The following is a 15,873-nucleotide window of genomic DNA, read 5'->3' as shown; positions in this document are numbered from 1 at the left end:
CCCCCGCTCGCGGAGCGGGTCTGGCTGGCTTGGTTGCCTTCGTATGTGTCCGGCGAGACGCCGCCGGCGGCGTTACTTGATCAGGATGAGCTTGTTGCTGCTGGTCAGGCGCAGCCGGTAGGTCTCCTCGCCATGACGGATGACGACCTCGCGGCCACCACCGAAAAGATCGGCGCTGGTGACCACCGGCGTGCCCTGGGCTGCCAGGCGGATCGTCCTGTCCTGCGCGATATCGGTCGCCATTCCGTTCGGACCCGCCTCTGTCTGCTCATTCTGATAATGACTCGCAATATCATGCGCAAATAGGGGCCGCAACCCCTATATTTCCCAGAGAGAAAATGGGCTGTGAGCCGTGGCGTTTTTGTCGCAGAAGGGGGGTTTCGGGCCTGCCGCCTTGGCTACCCGATGAGCGGGAAGGCAAGGCCGAGCAGCGCATAGGCCATCAGCGTCACGACGATAATGGCGAACATGTTGAGCCAGATGCCGGCTCTGGCCATTTGCGGGATCGTGACATGGCCGGCGCCGAAAATGACGGCATTGGGGGGTGTGGCGACCGGCAGCATGAAGGCGCAGCTCGCGGCAAGCGCGGCGGGCGCGGTGAGGAGCAGCGGGTGAAGCCCCGCGCCGACGGCGACGCCGGCAAGCAACGGCACCATGGCGGCCGTCGTTGCAATGTTGCTGGTGAGCTCGGTCAGGAAGACGATCACGGCGACGATCAGCAGAATGACGAGAATGGCCGGCAGGTCCGCCGCCGCGCCGAGCCCGAGTGCAAGCCAGAGCGCGAGGCCGGTCGAGTCGAAGGCGGCGGCAAGGCTCAGCCCGCCGCCGAAGAGCAGCAGCAGGCCATAGGGAACGCGGCTCGCATGGCTCCAGTTGAGCGCCGGCTTGCCGCCGCCCGCCGGGATGACGAAGAGCGCCAGCGCCGCCAGCATCGCGATGACGGTGTCGGAGAGGTTGGGGATGACGGTCACGAGCAGCGGCTGGGCGATCCAGGCGGCGGCCGCGCAGACAAAGACGGCGGCAACGGTTTTTTCGGGCCGCCGGATCGGCCCGATATCGGCGAGCGCCTGGCCGAGCGTCGCCGCGACACCTTCGATCGGGCGTCCGTCGAGATGAAAGGCAAGGCGCGTCAGGGTGAGCCAGCAGCAGCCGAGCATGATGAGCGACAGAGGCAGTGCGAAGAGCATCCATTGCGCGAAGCCGATTTCGAGCCCGTATTCCTGCGCCATGTAGCCGGCGAGAAAGGCATTGGGCGGCGTGCCGATCAAGGTCGCGATGCCGCCGATGCTGGCGCCATAGGCAACCGCGAGCAGCAGCGCCGTGTCGAGCCCGCCGCGGGGCGCATGAACGCCGTCATCGGCAACGGTGATCGCGATGACCGACATCGCGATCGGCACCATCATCACCGCGGTCGCCGTGTTCGAGACCCACATCGAGAGGAAAGCCGCGGTCAGCATGAAGCCGCCGACAAGCTGGCGCGAGCCGGTGCCGGTGCGCGCCAGCACATGCAGCGCGATGCGCTGGTGAAGGCCGGTCGCCTGCATCGCGGCCGCGATCAGAAAGCCGCCCAGAAAGAGAAAGATGATCGGATTGGCGTAAGGCGCGGCGGCCGCGCCGATGGAGGCGATGCCGAGCAGCGGAAAGCCGGCAAGGGGCACGAGGCCGGTCGCGTAGACCGGGATCGCTTCGGTGACCCACCAGATCGCCATCAAGGCGACGAGCGCGGCAAGCCGCCAGCCCTCGGGGGAGAGGCCTTCGGGTGCCGGCAGCATCAGCATCGCGGCGAAGACGGCCAGCCCGCCGAGAATGGCCTTCGGATTATAGGAGACGCGTTCGGCCTCGATCGTCTCCGTCTCCACCCTGTGCCCCCTCTGCGCCGCCCTTGGAGTCGTTCATCGTTTCCGTGAAACGATGAACGAATCCAAGTCTTTTTTTTGTCGCGTTTCCGGACGGCCAACCGGCTTCCACTTGGCCTGGAAACGCTCTAGCCGGCGCACAGTCTGTCAAAAGCCGCTGCGGCGACCAAGCACCGATTTGACGGGCGCCTATTTGGCCGGCACCGCCTGGCCGGCCTTGAGCGAGGCGACGGAGGCCAGATTCGCGGCGGCGAAATCCCAATCGACGAGATGGTCGAGAAAGGCGTCGATATAGGCGTCGCGTTCGTTTCGGTGATCGAGATAATAGGCGTGTTCCCAGAGATCGGCCGTCAACAGCGGCACCTCGTCATTGCCGGCGACCGGCGTTTCGGCATTGGGACTTCCATAAATTTCGAGCCGGCCGGTGTCGCCGACAACGAGCCAGCAATAGCCCGACCCGAACTGGCCGGTCGCCGCTTCCTTGAAGCGCTTCCGGAATTTGTCGTAGCCGCCGAGCTCGCTGTCGATCTTTTCGGCGAGCGCGCCTCGCGGCTTGCCGCCGCCCTTGGGCGACATGGAGCGCCAGTAGAAGTCGTGGTTCCAGACCTGCGCCGCGTTGTTGAAGAGCGTCTTTTTCGATCTGTCGCCCGCCACCTTGCGAATGAGCGGCACAAGAGAAAGAGCGTCGAGTTCGGTGCCGTCGACCAGCTTGTTGACCTTGTCGACATACCCCTTGTGGTGCTTGCCGTAGTGAAAGGCGAGCGTCTCGGCGCCGATATGCGGCGCCAGCGCGTCCTCGGCATAGGGAAGAGGAGAAAGTTCGAGCATGGCCTTGTCCTTTCGCAGCTTTCGGTCCGGCCCCTTTTCCTCAGGTTGACCGGCGATGCGGCCATTTCAAGGCGGACACCGCCGACAGCGCCGCATAAGAGCCGGGAAAGGATGGGATTTTCCCCTCCGTGCCCCGTGCTTCTTGCAACGCAAAAGCCGAATCCCCACATAATCCTCAACGGTGCCGAAAAGGGCCGGACATCAAAGTCGCTTGGCGAACAGGACTTTGGAGACGACATCTATGATCCAGTTCAACAGCCCTTTCCTGCTGGGCTTCGAGCAGATGGAGCGATTGCTCGAACGGGCGTCCAAGGCGTCCGACGGCTATCCGCCCTATAATGTCGAGCAGCTTGCCGCGAATGCCGGCGAGGCGCTCCGGATCACGCTCGCGGTTGCCGGATTTTCGCGCGACGAGCTCTCGGTCACGGTCGAGAACAACGAACTCGTCATCCGCGGAAGGCAGCGCGAGGAGGACGACCGCACCTATCTGCATCGCGGCATCGCGGCGCGCCAGTTCCAGCGCGCCTTCGTGCTGGCCGACGGCATGGATGTGCGGCACGCGCGGCTCGAAAACGGCCTTCTGAAGATCGATCTCGAAAGGCCGGAGCCGAAGAAAAACGTCGTCACCATCGAGATCGTCGAAGACGCGCCCGTGGCGGGCAGCCGCCCGGCGCAAAAGGCGCTCCGCGCCGGAGCGACGGAGTAACCTTCTTTGCTTCGTTGAAGGAAGAAGGGTGAAAAGGAGTAAGTATCATGCGCAACGAAACGGACAACGACACTGCTGAAAACATCGAGCCGAACACGGGCTGGGGCACGGAGGATTTCCGCGGCCTGACGCCCGAGATGTTCGCCAATGTCGGCGTGCCCAACATCGTCTATGTGCGCGAAGTGCTGGCCGGCGACATCGAGAGCGAGATCGGCGAGGAGATGAACCTGCCCGCCGACATGCGCCTCTTCGCGGTGCATGCCGCCAATGGCGTGCGCATGGCCGTGCTCGACAATCGCGACGCGGCCTTTGCTGGCGCGCGGCAATACGACCTGGAGCCGGTCAGCGTGCATTGAGGGGGCGCGGAAAACCCTTCATACGGTCGCAAAATACAAAAAGTCCCGCTCTCGAGAGCGGGGCTTTTCGTTCGTAAACGGATAAGCAGTTCAGGCCGCGTTGGTCGCCGCCGGTTCGGTGAGGATCGAAAACAGCGCGGCCGAATCTTCGGATGCGCGCAGTTTTTCGACAACGGCCGGATTGCGCAACAGGCGCGAAATACGCGCCAGCGCCTTCAGATGGTCGGCGCCCGCGCCTTCCGGCGCCAGCAGCAGGAACATCAGATCGACCGGCTGGTCGTCGACGGATTCGAAATCGATCGGCGTGTCGAGCCTTGCGAAAAGCCCATAGAGCCGGTCGAGCTCGCCGAGCTTGCCATGCGGAATGGCGATGCCCTGTCCGACGCCGGTCGAGCCGAGACGCTCGCGTTCCAGCAGCGTTTCGAAAATGGCGCGTTCCGAAAGGCCGGTCAGTTTCGCCGCGCGTTCGGCGAGTTCCTGCAATGCCTGCTTTTTGCTGGTGACCTTGAGATGAGCGATCACTCCCTCCGGCTGCACCAGATCTTCAAGCTCCATGGTCCGGGTCCTGTTTTGCGGGGCTTTCGATGGAACCGGCCGCGTTGCCATGCGGCGTGCATGAGGCGCGGTCGTCATCCGGGAAGCTCCGGCTATGGTCGGGTTCGCTTTCAGTTCGTCAAACCTTTTGAGCGTCGCGCACGGCGTCGCGGCCGGTATCGATCCAGCCGATATTTCCATCCGTGCGGCGATAGACGAGATTGAGGCCGCCGCCGGCATGGTTGCGGAAAACGACAACCGGCGCGTCCGAGAGATCCATCTGCATCACCGCGTCGCCGACGGAAAGAACCGGCACGGCCGTCGTTCCCTCGGCGATGATGACGGGCTGCGCGTCTTCCGGCATTTCCTCATGCTCGTCTCCCGCCTCGATGACGAAAGAGGGAAAGGACTCGGCCGGCAGCGGCGCCTTGTTGTTGTGGTTGTGATTCTTGAGCCGGCGCTTGTAGCGGCGCAGACGCTTTTCGAGGCGCTCGAGCGCCGCCTCGAAGGAAGCATAGACTTCGTTGGCGGCGCCTTGCGCGTTGACGCGCATGCCCGACGCCAGATGCGCCGAGGCGTCGGCGCGAAATTCGTGACCCTGCTTGCTGAACGTGACCTGACCGTCCACCGGCCGGTCGAAATATTTGACAACCGCGGCCTGGAGCCGTTCGGTTGCATGGGTGCGGAGCGCATCTCCGACGTCGAGATGATGACCGCTGACCAGAACCTGCATGAAAGACCTTTCGGGTCGCTACGCTACAAACGACGGTTGCTTAATGGAGCTGCCTGGACCCGGCGCGTTCCGGAAACCCATTGCTCCGTGATCCACCGCCTCGCCCCGGAAATGGCCGGGGGTCTTTTGAGCGAGGGGGAAACTAGTGGGCTGCATCATGGGTGTCAACCGGATGCCGGAAGAGGGCGGAAACGCCTTGTCTGTCTTTTAAATATAGACCGTTCGCGGCGTCTTTGAAGGGGTTTTGCCCGGTTCAGGCATAGGCTCTTTTTTCGCGCCGGCGCTGCACCGAGGAGGGAATGTTGAGTGCTTCCCGATACTTGGCGACGGTGCGCCGCGCGATGTCGACGCCCTGGCCCTTCAGGATGTCGACAATATTGTCGTCGGACAGCACCGCATCCGCGCGTTCCCGGTCGATCAGGTCCCGGATGCGATGGCGCACGGCTTCGGCCGAATGTGCCGCGCCGCCTTCCGACGAGGCGATGGAGGAGGTGAAGAAATATTTCATCTCGAAAATGCCGCGCGGCGTCGCGATGTATTTGCTCGCCGTAACGCGGCTGACCGTCGATTCGTGCATCGAGATCGCCTCGGCGATGGTCTTGAGATTCAAGGGCTTCAGATGCTGCACGCCATGCACCAGAAAGCCGTCCTGCTGGCGTACGATTTCGGACGCGACTTTCAGGATCGTACGCGCCCGCTGGTCGAGACTCTTGACGAGCCAGTTGGCGTTGTTGAGGCATTCGGATAGATAGGCTTTCGCCTTGGGATCGTTCGAGAACTTGCTGACCTCGGCATAATATTGCTGGTTGATCAGCACGCGCGGCAGCGTTTCGGTGTTGAGTTCGATCGCCCAGCCGCCGTCGGAGCGCGCGCGCACATAGACGTCGGGGATGACCGGCACCACCGGTTCGCCGCCAAAGGCAAGACCGGGTTTCGGATTGCAGCCGCGAATGTCCTCGACCATGGAGGCGATGTCGTCGCGGTCGGCGCCGGTCAGCTTCATCAGCGCATCGAAATCGCGCCGCGCGAAAAGTTCGAGATTGTCGAGAAAGACGCGCATCGTCGGGTCGAGCCGGTCCTGTTCGGCAAGCTGCAGCGCGAGACATTCCTTGAGGTTGCGCGCGCAGATGCCGGTCGGCTCGAATGTCTGCAGCACGCCGAGCACGGCCTCGACATCCTCGATGTCGACGCCGAGCCGTTCGGCCGCCTCGCCGAGATCGGCGGTCATGTAGCCGGCCTCGTTGACCTGATCGATCAGGAAGGCGGCGATCATGCGGTCGCCCGGCGTCTTCAGCGCCATGTTCATCTGATCGGTCAGATGTTCGCAAAGCGTCGCCTCGCGCGTCAGCGTCGCCGCGAAATCATAATCGCCATCGCCGCCGCCGCCGCTTGTGCGCATGCTCTGCCAGTCGGAGCCGGTGGGCCCCGGCGTCTCGGTGGCGGCCGCATTGTTCTGCGCATCGGCGCGCGCCTCGTCGGCATAGACATTCTCGTAATCGGTATCGAGGTCGCCGTTGCGATCGGGGGGCGGGCCGTCATCGTTGAGCGTCAACGAGGTTTCGGCGGTCGTCACCTGGTCATGCGTTTCGGCCGGCGCCTCGCGCTCGTCGGAGGCACGCTCGGAATCGGCGACACCGTTTTCGAGCAGCGGATTGCGCTCGAGCTCCTGGTCGACATATTCGGCAAGTTCGAGATTGGAAAGCTGCAGCAGCTTGATCGCCTGCTGAAGCTGGGGCGTCATGACCAGGGATTGCCCCTGGCGCATTTCGAGTCGCGGCGCGAGCGCCATGATGGATACCCCCTTCCCGCCGCTTACAAACTGAACCGCTCGCCGAGATAGAGCCGGCGCACATCCTCGTTGCCCACGATGGCGGAAGGTTCGCCCTCCATGAGCACCGCGCCGTCATGAATGATGACGGCATGGTCGATGAGTTCCAGCGTCTCGCGAACATTGTGGTCGGTGATCAGCACGCCGATGCCGCGATCCTTCAGATGTGCGACGAGATCGCGGATATCGCCGATGGCAATCGGGTCGATGCCGGCAAAGGGCTCGTCGAGCAGCATGAAAGAGGGTTGCGTGGCGAGCGCGCGCGCAATCTCGACGCGCCGCCGCTCGCCGCCCGAAAGCGCGATGGCGGGCGTGCGCCGGAGATGGGTAATCGAGAATTCGGCGAGCAGGTCGTCGAGTTCGGCCTCGCGCCGGTCGCGGTCGGGCTCGACGACTTCAAGCACGGCGCGCACGTTCTGCTCGACGGTCATGCCGCGAAAAATCGAGGCTTCCTGCGGCAGGTAGCCGACGCCGCGGCGCGCCCGGCGATACATCGGCAGGCTGGTCACATCCTGCCCATCGAGCAGAATGGTGCCGTAATCGGGCTGGATCAGCCCTGTGATCATGTAGAAAACGGTGGTTTTGCCGGCGCCGTTGGGGCCCAGAAGGCCAACCGCCTCGCCGCGCTGGACATGGAAGCTGACGCTGCGCACGACCGGCCGGCCCTTGAAGCTCTTGCCGATTTTCTCGACCGAAAGCCCCGGATTGTCGGCGACCAAATGCGGCCGCGCTTCCGCGCCGCTTACCTCGTTGCCCAGCCCCGTTTCGCCCGTCATAGGGTCCCCACTTCACTAATCCATGCCATCAAACGGTACTTGGCATTAAAATTGTATGAAGTGAAGCAATTAACCAAGCCTTTTCGGGCTGGATCAGCCTCCGTCGGGGTGAAACAGTCCGCGAACCCGGCCCGTTCCGCCGCCTTCAGCCGATGCGCTGCCGACGACCCGCGCCTTGCCGCTGTTGAGGTCGACATGGAGCGTCGAGCCCCGAATGACGTTCTCGCCCTGTCGAAGCAGGACGCTGTCGCCCATCTCGATCTGCCGCTCATCGACCTTGTAGTTGGCCCATTCGCCGCTGGCCGACTGGTCGTCCGGCCCCGTCACATGAACCCTGCCCGTCGCCCGAATCCGCTCGATGCCCGATCCCCCGCCGCTCTGCCGCGACGCGTAGAAAACGACCAGGCGGTCGGCGCGCATCCGCACCGCGCCCTGCGTCACCAGCACATTGCCGGTAAACGTGGCGCTTTGCTGCGAATCCTCGATCTCCAGCGCATCGGCTTCGATTTCAATGGGCTGTTTCGGATCGTTGGCGAAGCCGCCACCGACAATGCTCGATTGGGCCGCCACCGAACTGCCGCCGAGCGCGGTGCCGAGAAGAAGCGCGCTTGCGGCCAGCATCGCCCTCAGGCGCCCGGCGCCCCTCATCCCCCCAGTCCTCGCCCTCATGTCAGTCCCCCTCGCTCGGCCGATCGGGATGGATCAGCAGTTTCACCTTGCCCTCGAAGCGCAAGACCCGCCCCGTATGATCGGCCGTCATGCCGTCGGCGCGCAAGGTACCGAGCGGCCCTTCGCCCGTGACCTCGCTGTCGCTCGTTACCGTACCCGCCTCGAAGTCGACCACGGCATGGTCGCCCTGAAAGACGTAGCCCTGCGCCGTGGTGATGTCGATTGTCTCTGTCAGCTCGAGCGTCTGGCTCTCGGAATCGAGCAGCCCGCCCGTCGCCGTGAGCTTGATCCACTCGGCATCCTCTCCGGGCTGCGCGTCGAGCTTCATCTCGGCATTGATGTTCTCCAGCGCCACGAAGTTCGGCCGGTTCGCGTCCTGCGTCGCATTGTCGGCACTGACGACATAGGGCCGCCCATCGCGCGTGACGCCGGCGACGCGCGGGCTGACCATCCGGAGATCGTCAGGCCGCGTTTCGATTTCGCGGAAGGTCACGTCGAGCCGGTCGTCGCGGCTGAAAACACCTGAATAATAGAGGACGATCGCAAGGAGGAGGACGGCGCCGAGCGGCAGCGCCACCTTCATCAGCGCTACGAAATAGCTGTAACGGCTTCGCGGGGGCGCCTCGGTGCGAGGGCGCGCATAGGCTGAAGCCGGGCGCGCCGCCCGTCCACGCCCCGGCCGCCCCCCGGCCTCGGTCTCGCCGGACCCCTGGCTCATAAAAATCCGCTCCACATCGCCCGAGCCCGAAGCCCCGTTGGGCCGCGAGTATGCGCGCTAGCCTTGCACAGCGTCAACGAAGGGCCCCGCGCGCTCACGGTCAGCATCAATGCGCGAAAATATCTTCCTCGGCCCACCCGGCCAGATCGAGCGCGGCGCGCACCGGCAGGAAGGCGAAGCAGGCTCTGGCGAACTCAGTCCGTCCCTCGCGGGCGAGCATTCCGTCCAGGATCGCCTTGATCTCGTGCAGATGAAGGACGTCGGAGGCGGCATAGGAAAGCTGCGCCGCACTGAGCTTGTCCGCGCCCCAGTCGGAGCTTTGCTGCTGCTTCGACATGTCGATATTGACCAGTTCGCGGGCCAGATCCTTCAGTCCATGACGGTCGGTATAGGTGCGCACCAGCTTCGAGGCGACTTTGGTGCAATAGACGGGCGAGGTGACGACGCCAAGATGGCGCTGGATCGTTGCGATGTCGAACCGGGCGAAATGGAAAATCTTCAGAACCGCCTGATCGGCCATCAGCGCCCGGAGATTGGGCGCGCGATAGGTCGCGCGGTCGAGCTGGACGATATGAGCGTTGCCGTCACCGGCCGAAAGCTGCACCAGGCAGAGCGGATCGCGCTCGGGGTTGAGGCCCATCGTCTCGGTATCTACAGCGACGCTGGCGCCGAAGGAAAGCCCGTCCGGCAGATCGCCCCTGTGCAGCGTGACCGCCATATGTTGGCTCCGCTTGGCCCCGAAGGGCGGGCGGCGGGCCTGCCCCTGCAAGGATCGGGGACGCCGCCGCCAGAAAGAAATGGTGCCCAGGAGAAGACTCGAACTTCCACGCCCTTGCGAGCGCCAGCACCTGAAGCTGGTGCGTCTACCAATTCCGCCACCTGGGCACGTGCTGCGTTGCTTAAATAGGGCCTCCGACAATGTCAATGGATGAGGCGTACCGCCGAGCCGCCATACCCTTTGCCACACGCCGCCGATAGGCTATCTAGGGGGCGGTTGTCGGTGCGGCAGCCCGCCAGGAGGCCAGCGGATGAAATGTGAGGCAAAATGAGCGTAGACGGCGCGAGCGACGTGAACGGCGGAGCGACCCTCCGGCCGGGTGCCACTATCACGGTCTTTGGCGGTTCGGGCTTTCTCGGTCGTCACACGGTGCAGGCGCTGGCCCGACGCGGTTACCGCGTGCGCGTGGCGGTACGCCGCCCGAACGATGCGCAGTTCCTGCGCCCGATGGGCGTGGTCGGTCAGGTCGAGCCGGTGCAGGCCAATATCCGCGACGACGCCTCGGTGGCGGCCGCAGTGGCGGGTGCCGACGCCGTCGTCAATCTGGTCGGCATCCTCTATGAAAGCGGCCGGCAGAAATTCGCCGCCGTTCAGGCAGACGGCGCCACACGCGTCGCCCGCGCCGCGGCGGCGGCCGGTGTTTCTGCGTTCGTTCATGTCTCGGCGATCGGCGCCGATTCCGAAAGCCCGTCGGCCTATGCCCGCTCGAAGGCCGAAGGCGAGGCGGGCGTGCGTGCCGCAATACCGGGCGCCGTCATCTTGCGGCCTTCGATCGTGTTCGGGCCCGAAGACGAGTTTTTCAATCGCTTTGCGGCACTCGCCCGCCTCTCGCCGCTCCTGCCGCTGATCGGCGGCGGCCACACGCGCTTCCAGCCGGTCTATGTAAAAAATGTCGCCGAGGCGATCGCGAGCGCCGTGACGCACATGAATATGGCGGGCCTCACCTATGAACTTGGCGGACCCGAAGTGCTGACCTTCCGTGAACTGATGGAACGCATGCTCCATGAAATCGCGCGCAAGCGACTTCTGTTGACGATACCTTTTGCGCTGGCGCGTTTGCAGGCGGTGTTTTTACAATTGCTGCCGCGCCCGCTCCTGACTGTCGACCAGGTGCGCCAACTCGCCGTCGACAATGTCGTGAGCGATGCGGCGAAGGCGGAAGGCCGCACACTTGAAGGCCTCGGCGTTGCGCCGACCGCGCTTGCGTCGGTGTTGCCGTCCTATCTCCATCGTTTCCGCCGCACCGGACAGTTCGAACGCGCCAGCGCGAACTGAGGCAAGAAAAGAACCGATGCGTCAGCTTTATCATCTCCCGATTTCGCCCGCCTGTCGCAAGGTACGCCTGGTGCTTGCCGAAAAGAATCTGCCCTTCGAACTTGTCGAGGAGCGCGACTGGGAGCGTCGCCACGAATTTCTGGCGCTCAATCCCGCCGGCGAAGTGCCGGTGATGATCGAGGACGAAGGCGAGCCGCTTTGCGGTGCGACGGCGATCACCGAATACCTGGAAGAGACAACGCCCGAACTGCCATTGATTCCGGGCAGCGCGCACGACCGGGCCGAGATTCGTCGCCTTGTCGACTGGTTCGACCGCAAATTTGCCGGTGAAGTCAGCGACGGGTTGATCTTCGAAAAAGTGACGCGCCGTTTCCTCAGTGTCGCCGAGGGCGGCGGCGCGCCGGAAATGCCGGTGGTCCGCGCCGCCCTTCACAATCTGCGCTACCACCTCGACTACATTTCCTATCTGATGGAAACGCGGAACTGGCTTGCCGGCGAGGAGATGACGCTGGCAGACCTTACCGCCGCTGCGCATCTTTCCTGTCTCGATTATGTTGGCGACGTTCCCTGGAGCCAGTATCAGGGAGCGAAGGACTGGTATGTGCGTATCAAGTCGCGCCCGGGCTTCCGTCAGATTCTCGCCGACCACATTCCCGGAATGCCGCCGCCGAAACTCTATGCCAATCTCGACTTCTGACGCACCGACGGATCTCGACAGATTGCGCACCGAACTTCTCCGGCGCGCGAAGGAGGCGGGTTTCGACGATGTCGGCATCGCGCGTGCCGACGCGCGTACCGATCTGCCGGCACGCCTCGACGCATGGCTGGCGTGCGGCCGCCACGGCGATATGGACTGGATGGCGGAGACCGCTGCGCGCCGCGCCGCGCCCGCAACGCTCTGGCCCGAAGCGCGCAGCATCGTGATGCTGGCGATGAATTACGGTCCCGACGAAGACCCGCTCGACATTCTGGCGCGGCCCGATCGCGCGGCGATTTCGGTCTATGCGCAGAACCGCGACTATCACGATCTCGTCAAGAAACGCCTGAAGGAAGTGGCACGCTGGCTGGCGGAGGAAAGCGGCGCCGAGGTGAAAGTCTTTGTCGACACCGCGCCCGTGATGGAAAAGCCGCTGGCGGAGGCCGCCGGTCTCGGCTGGCAGGGCAAGCATACAAATCTCGTCTCGCGCAATCTCGGTTCGTGGTTCTTTCTCGGTTCGATTTTTACTACGCTCGACTTCGCGCCCGATGCGCGTCACGACGATCATTGTGGCGAGTGCAGGCGCTGTCTCGACATCTGTCCGACAAAAGCCTTCCCCGTGCCTTACGAACTGGACGCGCGGCGCTGCATCTCCTACCTCACCATCGAGCACAAGGGGCATATCGCGCTTGAGTTCCGCAGACCCATGGGCAATCGCATCTATGGCTGCGATGACTGCCTGGCGGTCTGCCCATGGAACAAATTTGCGCAGGTCGCGCGCGAGGCGGCGTTCGTTGCGCGCGACGACTTGCGGGCGCCGTTGCTCGCCGAGCTGGCGGTACTTGACGACGCGGGCTTTCGCGCGCGTTTTTCAGGATCGCCGGTGAAGCGTATCGGCCGCGACAGGTTTGTTCGCAACGTGTTGATTGCGGTCGGCAATGCGGGAGTACCGGCGCTTGCCGATGTCGTGCGGCCGCTGCTTGACGATGCCTCGCCTCTGGTGCGCGCCATGGCCGTCTGGGCGCTCGGCGAACTGGGTGAGCGCGATGAATTGCGCAAACGCGCCGCGACGGCGCTTGGCACGGAAACGGATGAAGGCGTGCGGGCCGAATGGCGGCGCGTCAGCGACTGAGATATTGCCGGGCCGCCACCACTGCGGGATCGTCGTTGCGTCCGGTTGCTGCCGCGTAGTCAAGAACGCTTTGCCAGTCGGTCCAGGCCGATTGGCGATTGCCAAGCGCCATATGCACGCGGCCCCGTTCGACAAGGGCTTCGAGATCGTGCGGCCTGAGTTCGACCGCCTTGTTGGCGTCGGCAAGGGCGGCCTGCGGAAAACCAAGTATCCGGTTGGCCGCCGCACGCAGCAGCATGGCTTCGGTCAGATAGGGGTCGAGCGCCAATGCCTCGGCCGCATCGTCGCGCGTACCTTCCCAGTTTTCCTCGAGCGCCCGCATTCGCGCCCGCCCGAGCCGGTAACGGGAATCCTCGGGCATCCGCGCAATGGCCTCGCTATAGGCGCGCCGGGCCTGCGCGGCATTGCCGGCCAGCGCCCAGGCATCGCCTGCTTGTGCATAGACCGGCGTGCGCATTTCGTCACTGGCCTGCAGCATGCGCTCGGCAAGCTGGTAAAAAACCGGTGCGGCGTCGGCCGGCCGGCCTTGTGCCGTGAGCGCCAAGGCCTCGCAATGCATACCGCCGGCCTCATCGTCGCCACGCATCAACTTCAGCGTTTGCGCCATGTCGAGCGCCGCATCGGGGTCGGTTTCGACAAGTCCGGTGCAAGCTTCATAGCTCGGTTCGGCGTGTGCCGCCGGTACGGCGACGGCCAGCAAAAAAAAGAATATGGAGATCGACATGGCTTTCATGCGCGCCAGCCTCGTTCAGCCTGTACAATCTGGCAAGTGAAACCATGGACAGGATGCCGATGAACCTGCACCCGCGTCTTTTCTGCTTCGGCTATGGCTTCAGCGCCGCGTCGCTGGGTCGCCGTCTGGCGGCGCGCGGTTTCGTGGTCGCCGGTACCTGCCGGACCGAGAACAAGGCCGAGGCTTTGCGCGCAGAAGGGGTCGAAGCGTTTACTTTCGGCGACAGCCCGCTCGCCGACCCCGCGGCGGCACTGGGTGGGACGACGCATCTGCTGCTCTCGGTCCCGCCGGGCGAGACCGGTGATCCGGTTTTGACTGCCCATGAGGCCGACATCGCCCGTCTTGCGCCGCAGCTCGAATGGGTCGGTTATCTCTCGACCACCGGCGTCTATGGCGATCGGAGCGGCGGCTGGGTCGACGAGAAGACGCCGCTCAAGCCCGGCACGGCGCGCGGCCGCCGCCGCCTGGAAGCCGAGGAAGCCTGGCGCGCTTTCGCCGCGCGCACCGGCGCCCCTCTTCATGTCTTTCGTCTTGCTGGAATTTACGGGCCCGGCCGCAATCAGCTTCGCAGCCTCATGGACGGCACGGCGCGGCGTATTGTCAAACCGGGCCAGGTCTTCTCGCGCATCCATGTCGACGACATCGCGGCGGTGCTCGAAGCCTCGATCGCAAAGCCCCGTCCGGGCGCGGCCTACAATGTTTGCGACGATGCTCCGGCCCCGCCACAGGAAGTAGTGGTCTATGCGGCCGAACTTCTGGGCCGGGAACCGCCGCCGGAGATTCCCTTCGACAAGGCCGAACTGACGCCGATGGCGCGCAGCTTCTATGCGGATTCAAAGCGCGTCTCGAACCGGCTGATCCGCGAGGAGCTGGGCGTCAGGCTTCAATATCCGACTTATCGTGAAGGGCTGAAGGCGTTGCTGGAACAACCCTGAGCGGAGCCATTCTGCCGCAGGGCGGCGACTCTTCTTCCTGTTATAATAAATTAATTGTAATCAGGAGGTTTCATGCCGCTCCATTTTCATGCCGTCGTCTGGATAGATCATCACGAGGCGCGCATTCTCGATTTCAACGCCGACGATGTCCACGCAACGGCGGTGGCGCCGAAGCATTCCGCAAGCCGCGGTCACAGCAAGCTCGGCGGCCGTGCGAGTTGGCGCGAGTCGGAAGACATGGCCTATTTCGATGAGGTGGCGGCAAAGCTCGACGGCGCTGGTGAAATCCTGATTGCCGGACCGGCCAATGCGAAGCTCGGGTTCCTGAAGCGTCTGCAGGCGAAGCATACGCCGCTGGCTGACAAGGTCGTGGGCGTCGAGACAGTCGACCATCCGAGCGACGGCCAGATACTGAAATATGCGCGGGCCTATTTCGGGAAGGCCGACCGTATGTTGCCGCAGATCGACTAGCGTTCGATTTCCGCAAGCAGCGTTTCGATCGTCTGCGTCAGCCGCGCGATGTCGGCCGTCGTCGACAGCCGGTGATCGCCTTCCTTGCTCAAATGGATTGTCACATCGGTGCCCGTCAGTGCCTCGACCAGATGCATGGCGTGTTGCCATGGCACGTCGGGATCCTTCATGCCCTGCAGAATGCGCACGGGTCCGTCAAAGGGAATGGGTGCGTCGAGCAGCAGGTGGTTTCGCCCTTCTTCAATGAGGCGCATCGTGATTTCATACGGCTCTTCGTCATAGTCCGACGGCGCGCGGTAGAACCCGTCGCGCGCGAGGGTCTTCCTGATCTCGTCGGAAAAGCCCTTCCACATCAGCTCCTGCGTGAAATCGGGCGCTGGTGCGATCAACACGAGACCCTTGATGCGCTCGGGCCGTGCCAGCGCCGCGAGCAGCGCGACCCAGCCACCCATGCTGGAACCGATCAGGACCTGCGGGCCCCGGGCCAGCGCATCGATAGCCGCGAGCGCATCGTCGAGCCAGCGGCCAACGGTCGCCTTGCGAAAGTCGCCCGACGACACGCCATGGGCGTAATAGTCGAAGCGCAGCAGATGCCGTCCCGCGCGCCGCGCCCAATCGCTGAGTGCCGTCGCCTTGGTGCCGGTCATATCGGACTTGAACCCGCCGAGCCAGGTAAGGCCGGTCGGCCCTGTCGGGTTTTCGGGCGTGTCGATGAGGCAGGCAAGATGTTCGTCCGCGCTGCCCTCGTGTCCGGGGCGGTCGAGCTTGCAGGGGACGGAGACGTCGGCCATTGTCTGCCTTGTCGATTGTCGGTTTCGGCAATGTCATACATCCAACAGAGATGTTCG

19 protein-coding genes and 1 tRNA gene are annotated in these 15,873 nt (G+C 64.0%); 7 read left to right on the top strand and 13 right to left on the bottom strand.

The genetic code is table 11. From position 1 onward, the window contains the following. Positions 1-72 precede the first annotated feature (72 nt). The 3 genes from hemP to WEB61_RS00220 form a co-directional block, all read right to left on the bottom strand. A complete protein-coding gene (gene hemP / locus WEB61_RS00230; RefSeq protein ID WP_368062313.1) occupies positions 73-243 on the bottom strand; it encodes a hemin uptake protein HemP in 171 nt (56 codons plus the stop codon). Between the two features lie 155 nt (positions 244-398). Beyond that, the gene (locus WEB61_RS00225; protein ID WP_368062312.1) at positions 399-1,859 is read right to left on the bottom strand and encodes a DASS family sodium-coupled anion symporter; all 1,461 of its coding nucleotides are present in this window, start codon (positions 1,857-1,859) and stop codon (positions 399-401) included. Between the two features lie 186 nt (positions 1,860-2,045). After that, positions 2,046-2,684 (bottom strand): superoxide dismutase, encoded by a 639-nt coding sequence (locus WEB61_RS00220; protein ID WP_368062311.1) that lies wholly within the window; start codon positions 2,682-2,684, stop codon positions 2,046-2,048. A 241-nt stretch (positions 2,685-2,925) separates the two neighbouring features. Between WEB61_RS00220 and WEB61_RS00215 the strand changes: the two genes are divergently transcribed. Both WEB61_RS00215 and WEB61_RS00210 read left to right on the top strand, forming a co-directional pair. Then, positions 2,926-3,390 (top strand): Hsp20 family protein, encoded by a 465-nt coding sequence (locus WEB61_RS00215; RefSeq protein WP_368062310.1) that lies wholly within the window; start codon positions 2,926-2,928, stop codon positions 3,388-3,390. Between the two features lie 47 nt (positions 3,391-3,437). Next, positions 3,438-3,746, top strand: coding sequence for a DUF1150 domain-containing protein (locus WEB61_RS00210; protein ID WP_368062309.1), 309 nt, complete (start codon positions 3,438-3,440; stop codon positions 3,744-3,746). Between the two features lie 90 nt (positions 3,747-3,836). Here WEB61_RS00210 and ptsN read toward each other — a convergent pair whose 3' ends face one another. From ptsN to WEB61_RS00170, 8 genes are all read right to left on the bottom strand, one after another. Further along, the gene (gene ptsN, locus WEB61_RS00205; protein ID WP_368062308.1) at positions 3,837-4,301 is read right to left on the bottom strand and encodes a PTS IIA-like nitrogen regulatory protein PtsN; all 465 of its coding nucleotides are present in this window, start codon (positions 4,299-4,301) and stop codon (positions 3,837-3,839) included. Positions 4,302-4,419: 118 nt separating this feature from the next. Further along, positions 4,420-5,013: a ribosome-associated translation inhibitor RaiA gene (gene raiA, locus WEB61_RS00200; RefSeq protein WP_368062307.1), complete on the bottom strand. Its 594-nt coding sequence runs from the start codon at positions 5,011-5,013 to the stop codon at positions 4,420-4,422. A 253-nt stretch (positions 5,014-5,266) separates the two neighbouring features. Continuing rightward, positions 5,267-6,802, bottom strand: a complete 1,536-nt coding sequence (gene rpoN / locus WEB61_RS00195) for an RNA polymerase factor sigma-54 (protein ID WP_368062306.1) — start codon at positions 6,800-6,802, stop codon at positions 5,267-5,269. Between the two features lie 23 nt (positions 6,803-6,825). After that, positions 6,826-7,617 carry an LPS export ABC transporter ATP-binding protein gene (gene lptB, locus WEB61_RS00190; RefSeq protein ID WP_368062305.1) on the bottom strand — a complete coding sequence of 264 codons (792 nt, stop codon included), beginning with the start codon at positions 7,615-7,617 and terminating at the stop codon, positions 6,826-6,828. 93 nt (positions 7,618-7,710) lie between these two features. Then, on the bottom strand, positions 7,711-8,265 hold the full coding sequence (gene lptA, locus WEB61_RS00185) for a lipopolysaccharide transport periplasmic protein LptA (RefSeq protein WP_368062304.1): 555 nt from the start codon (positions 8,263-8,265) through the stop codon (positions 7,711-7,713). A 22-nt stretch (positions 8,266-8,287) separates the two neighbouring features. Next, complete coding sequence (lptC, locus tag WEB61_RS00180) at positions 8,288-9,004, bottom strand: LPS export ABC transporter periplasmic protein LptC (RefSeq protein ID WP_368062303.1); 717 nt, start codon at positions 9,002-9,004, stop codon at positions 8,288-8,290. A 106-nt stretch (positions 9,005-9,110) separates the two neighbouring features. Beyond that, positions 9,111-9,722 (bottom strand): ribonuclease D, encoded by a 612-nt coding sequence (locus tag WEB61_RS00175; RefSeq protein ID WP_368062302.1) that lies wholly within the window; start codon positions 9,720-9,722, stop codon positions 9,111-9,113. A gap of 80 nt (positions 9,723-9,802) precedes the next feature. Next, positions 9,803-9,889, bottom strand: a tRNA-Leu gene (locus WEB61_RS00170). 160 nt (positions 9,890-10,049) lie between these two features. Here WEB61_RS00170 and WEB61_RS00165 point away from each other — a divergent pair. Genes WEB61_RS00165 through queG form a run of 3 tightly spaced genes read left to right on the top strand, consistent with a single transcriptional unit; the run spans position 10,050 to position 12,886 of the window. Continuing rightward, the gene (locus tag WEB61_RS00165; RefSeq protein ID WP_368062301.1) at positions 10,050-11,057 is read left to right on the top strand and encodes a complex I NDUFA9 subunit family protein; all 1,008 of its coding nucleotides are present in this window, start codon (positions 10,050-10,052) and stop codon (positions 11,055-11,057) included. Between the two features lie 16 nt (positions 11,058-11,073). Beyond that, positions 11,074-11,754, top strand: a complete 681-nt coding sequence (locus WEB61_RS00160; protein ID WP_368062300.1) for a glutathione S-transferase family protein — start codon at positions 11,074-11,076, stop codon at positions 11,752-11,754. After that, positions 11,735-12,886, top strand: coding sequence for a tRNA epoxyqueuosine(34) reductase QueG (gene queG, locus WEB61_RS00155; RefSeq protein ID WP_368062299.1), 1,152 nt, complete (start codon positions 11,735-11,737; stop codon positions 12,884-12,886). The genes WEB61_RS00160 and queG overlap by 20 nt, the downstream gene beginning before the upstream one ends. Here the strand turns inward: queG and WEB61_RS00150 are convergent. Beyond that, the gene (locus tag WEB61_RS00150; protein ID WP_368062298.1) at positions 12,876-13,610 is read right to left on the bottom strand and encodes a hypothetical protein; all 735 of its coding nucleotides are present in this window, start codon (positions 13,608-13,610) and stop codon (positions 12,876-12,878) included. The two genes, queG and WEB61_RS00150, sit on opposite strands and share 11 nt — an antisense overlap. Positions 13,611-13,663: 53 nt before the next feature. Between WEB61_RS00150 and WEB61_RS00145 the strand changes: the two genes are divergently transcribed. After that, positions 13,664-14,554, top strand: a complete 891-nt coding sequence (locus WEB61_RS00145; RefSeq protein ID WP_368062297.1) for an SDR family oxidoreductase — start codon at positions 13,664-13,666, stop codon at positions 14,552-14,554. 72 nt (positions 14,555-14,626) lie between these two features. Further along, positions 14,627-15,025: a translational machinery protein gene (locus WEB61_RS00140; protein WP_368062296.1), complete on the top strand. Its 399-nt coding sequence runs from the start codon at positions 14,627-14,629 to the stop codon at positions 15,023-15,025. On the opposite strand, the gene WEB61_RS00135 is transcribed toward WEB61_RS00140, so the two are convergent. Next, a complete protein-coding gene (locus WEB61_RS00135; RefSeq protein WP_368062295.1) occupies positions 15,022-15,816 on the bottom strand; it encodes an alpha/beta hydrolase in 795 nt (264 codons plus the stop codon). The two genes, WEB61_RS00140 and WEB61_RS00135, sit on opposite strands and share 4 nt — an antisense overlap. Positions 15,817-15,873 lie beyond the last annotated feature (57 nt).

The sequence above is a fragment of the Parvibaculum sp. genome, from assembly GCF_040882025.1.
Taxonomy (GTDB): Bacteria; Pseudomonadota; Alphaproteobacteria; order Parvibaculales; family Parvibaculaceae; genus Parvibaculum.
This window is presented reverse-complemented; position numbering and strand designations above follow the sequence as displayed.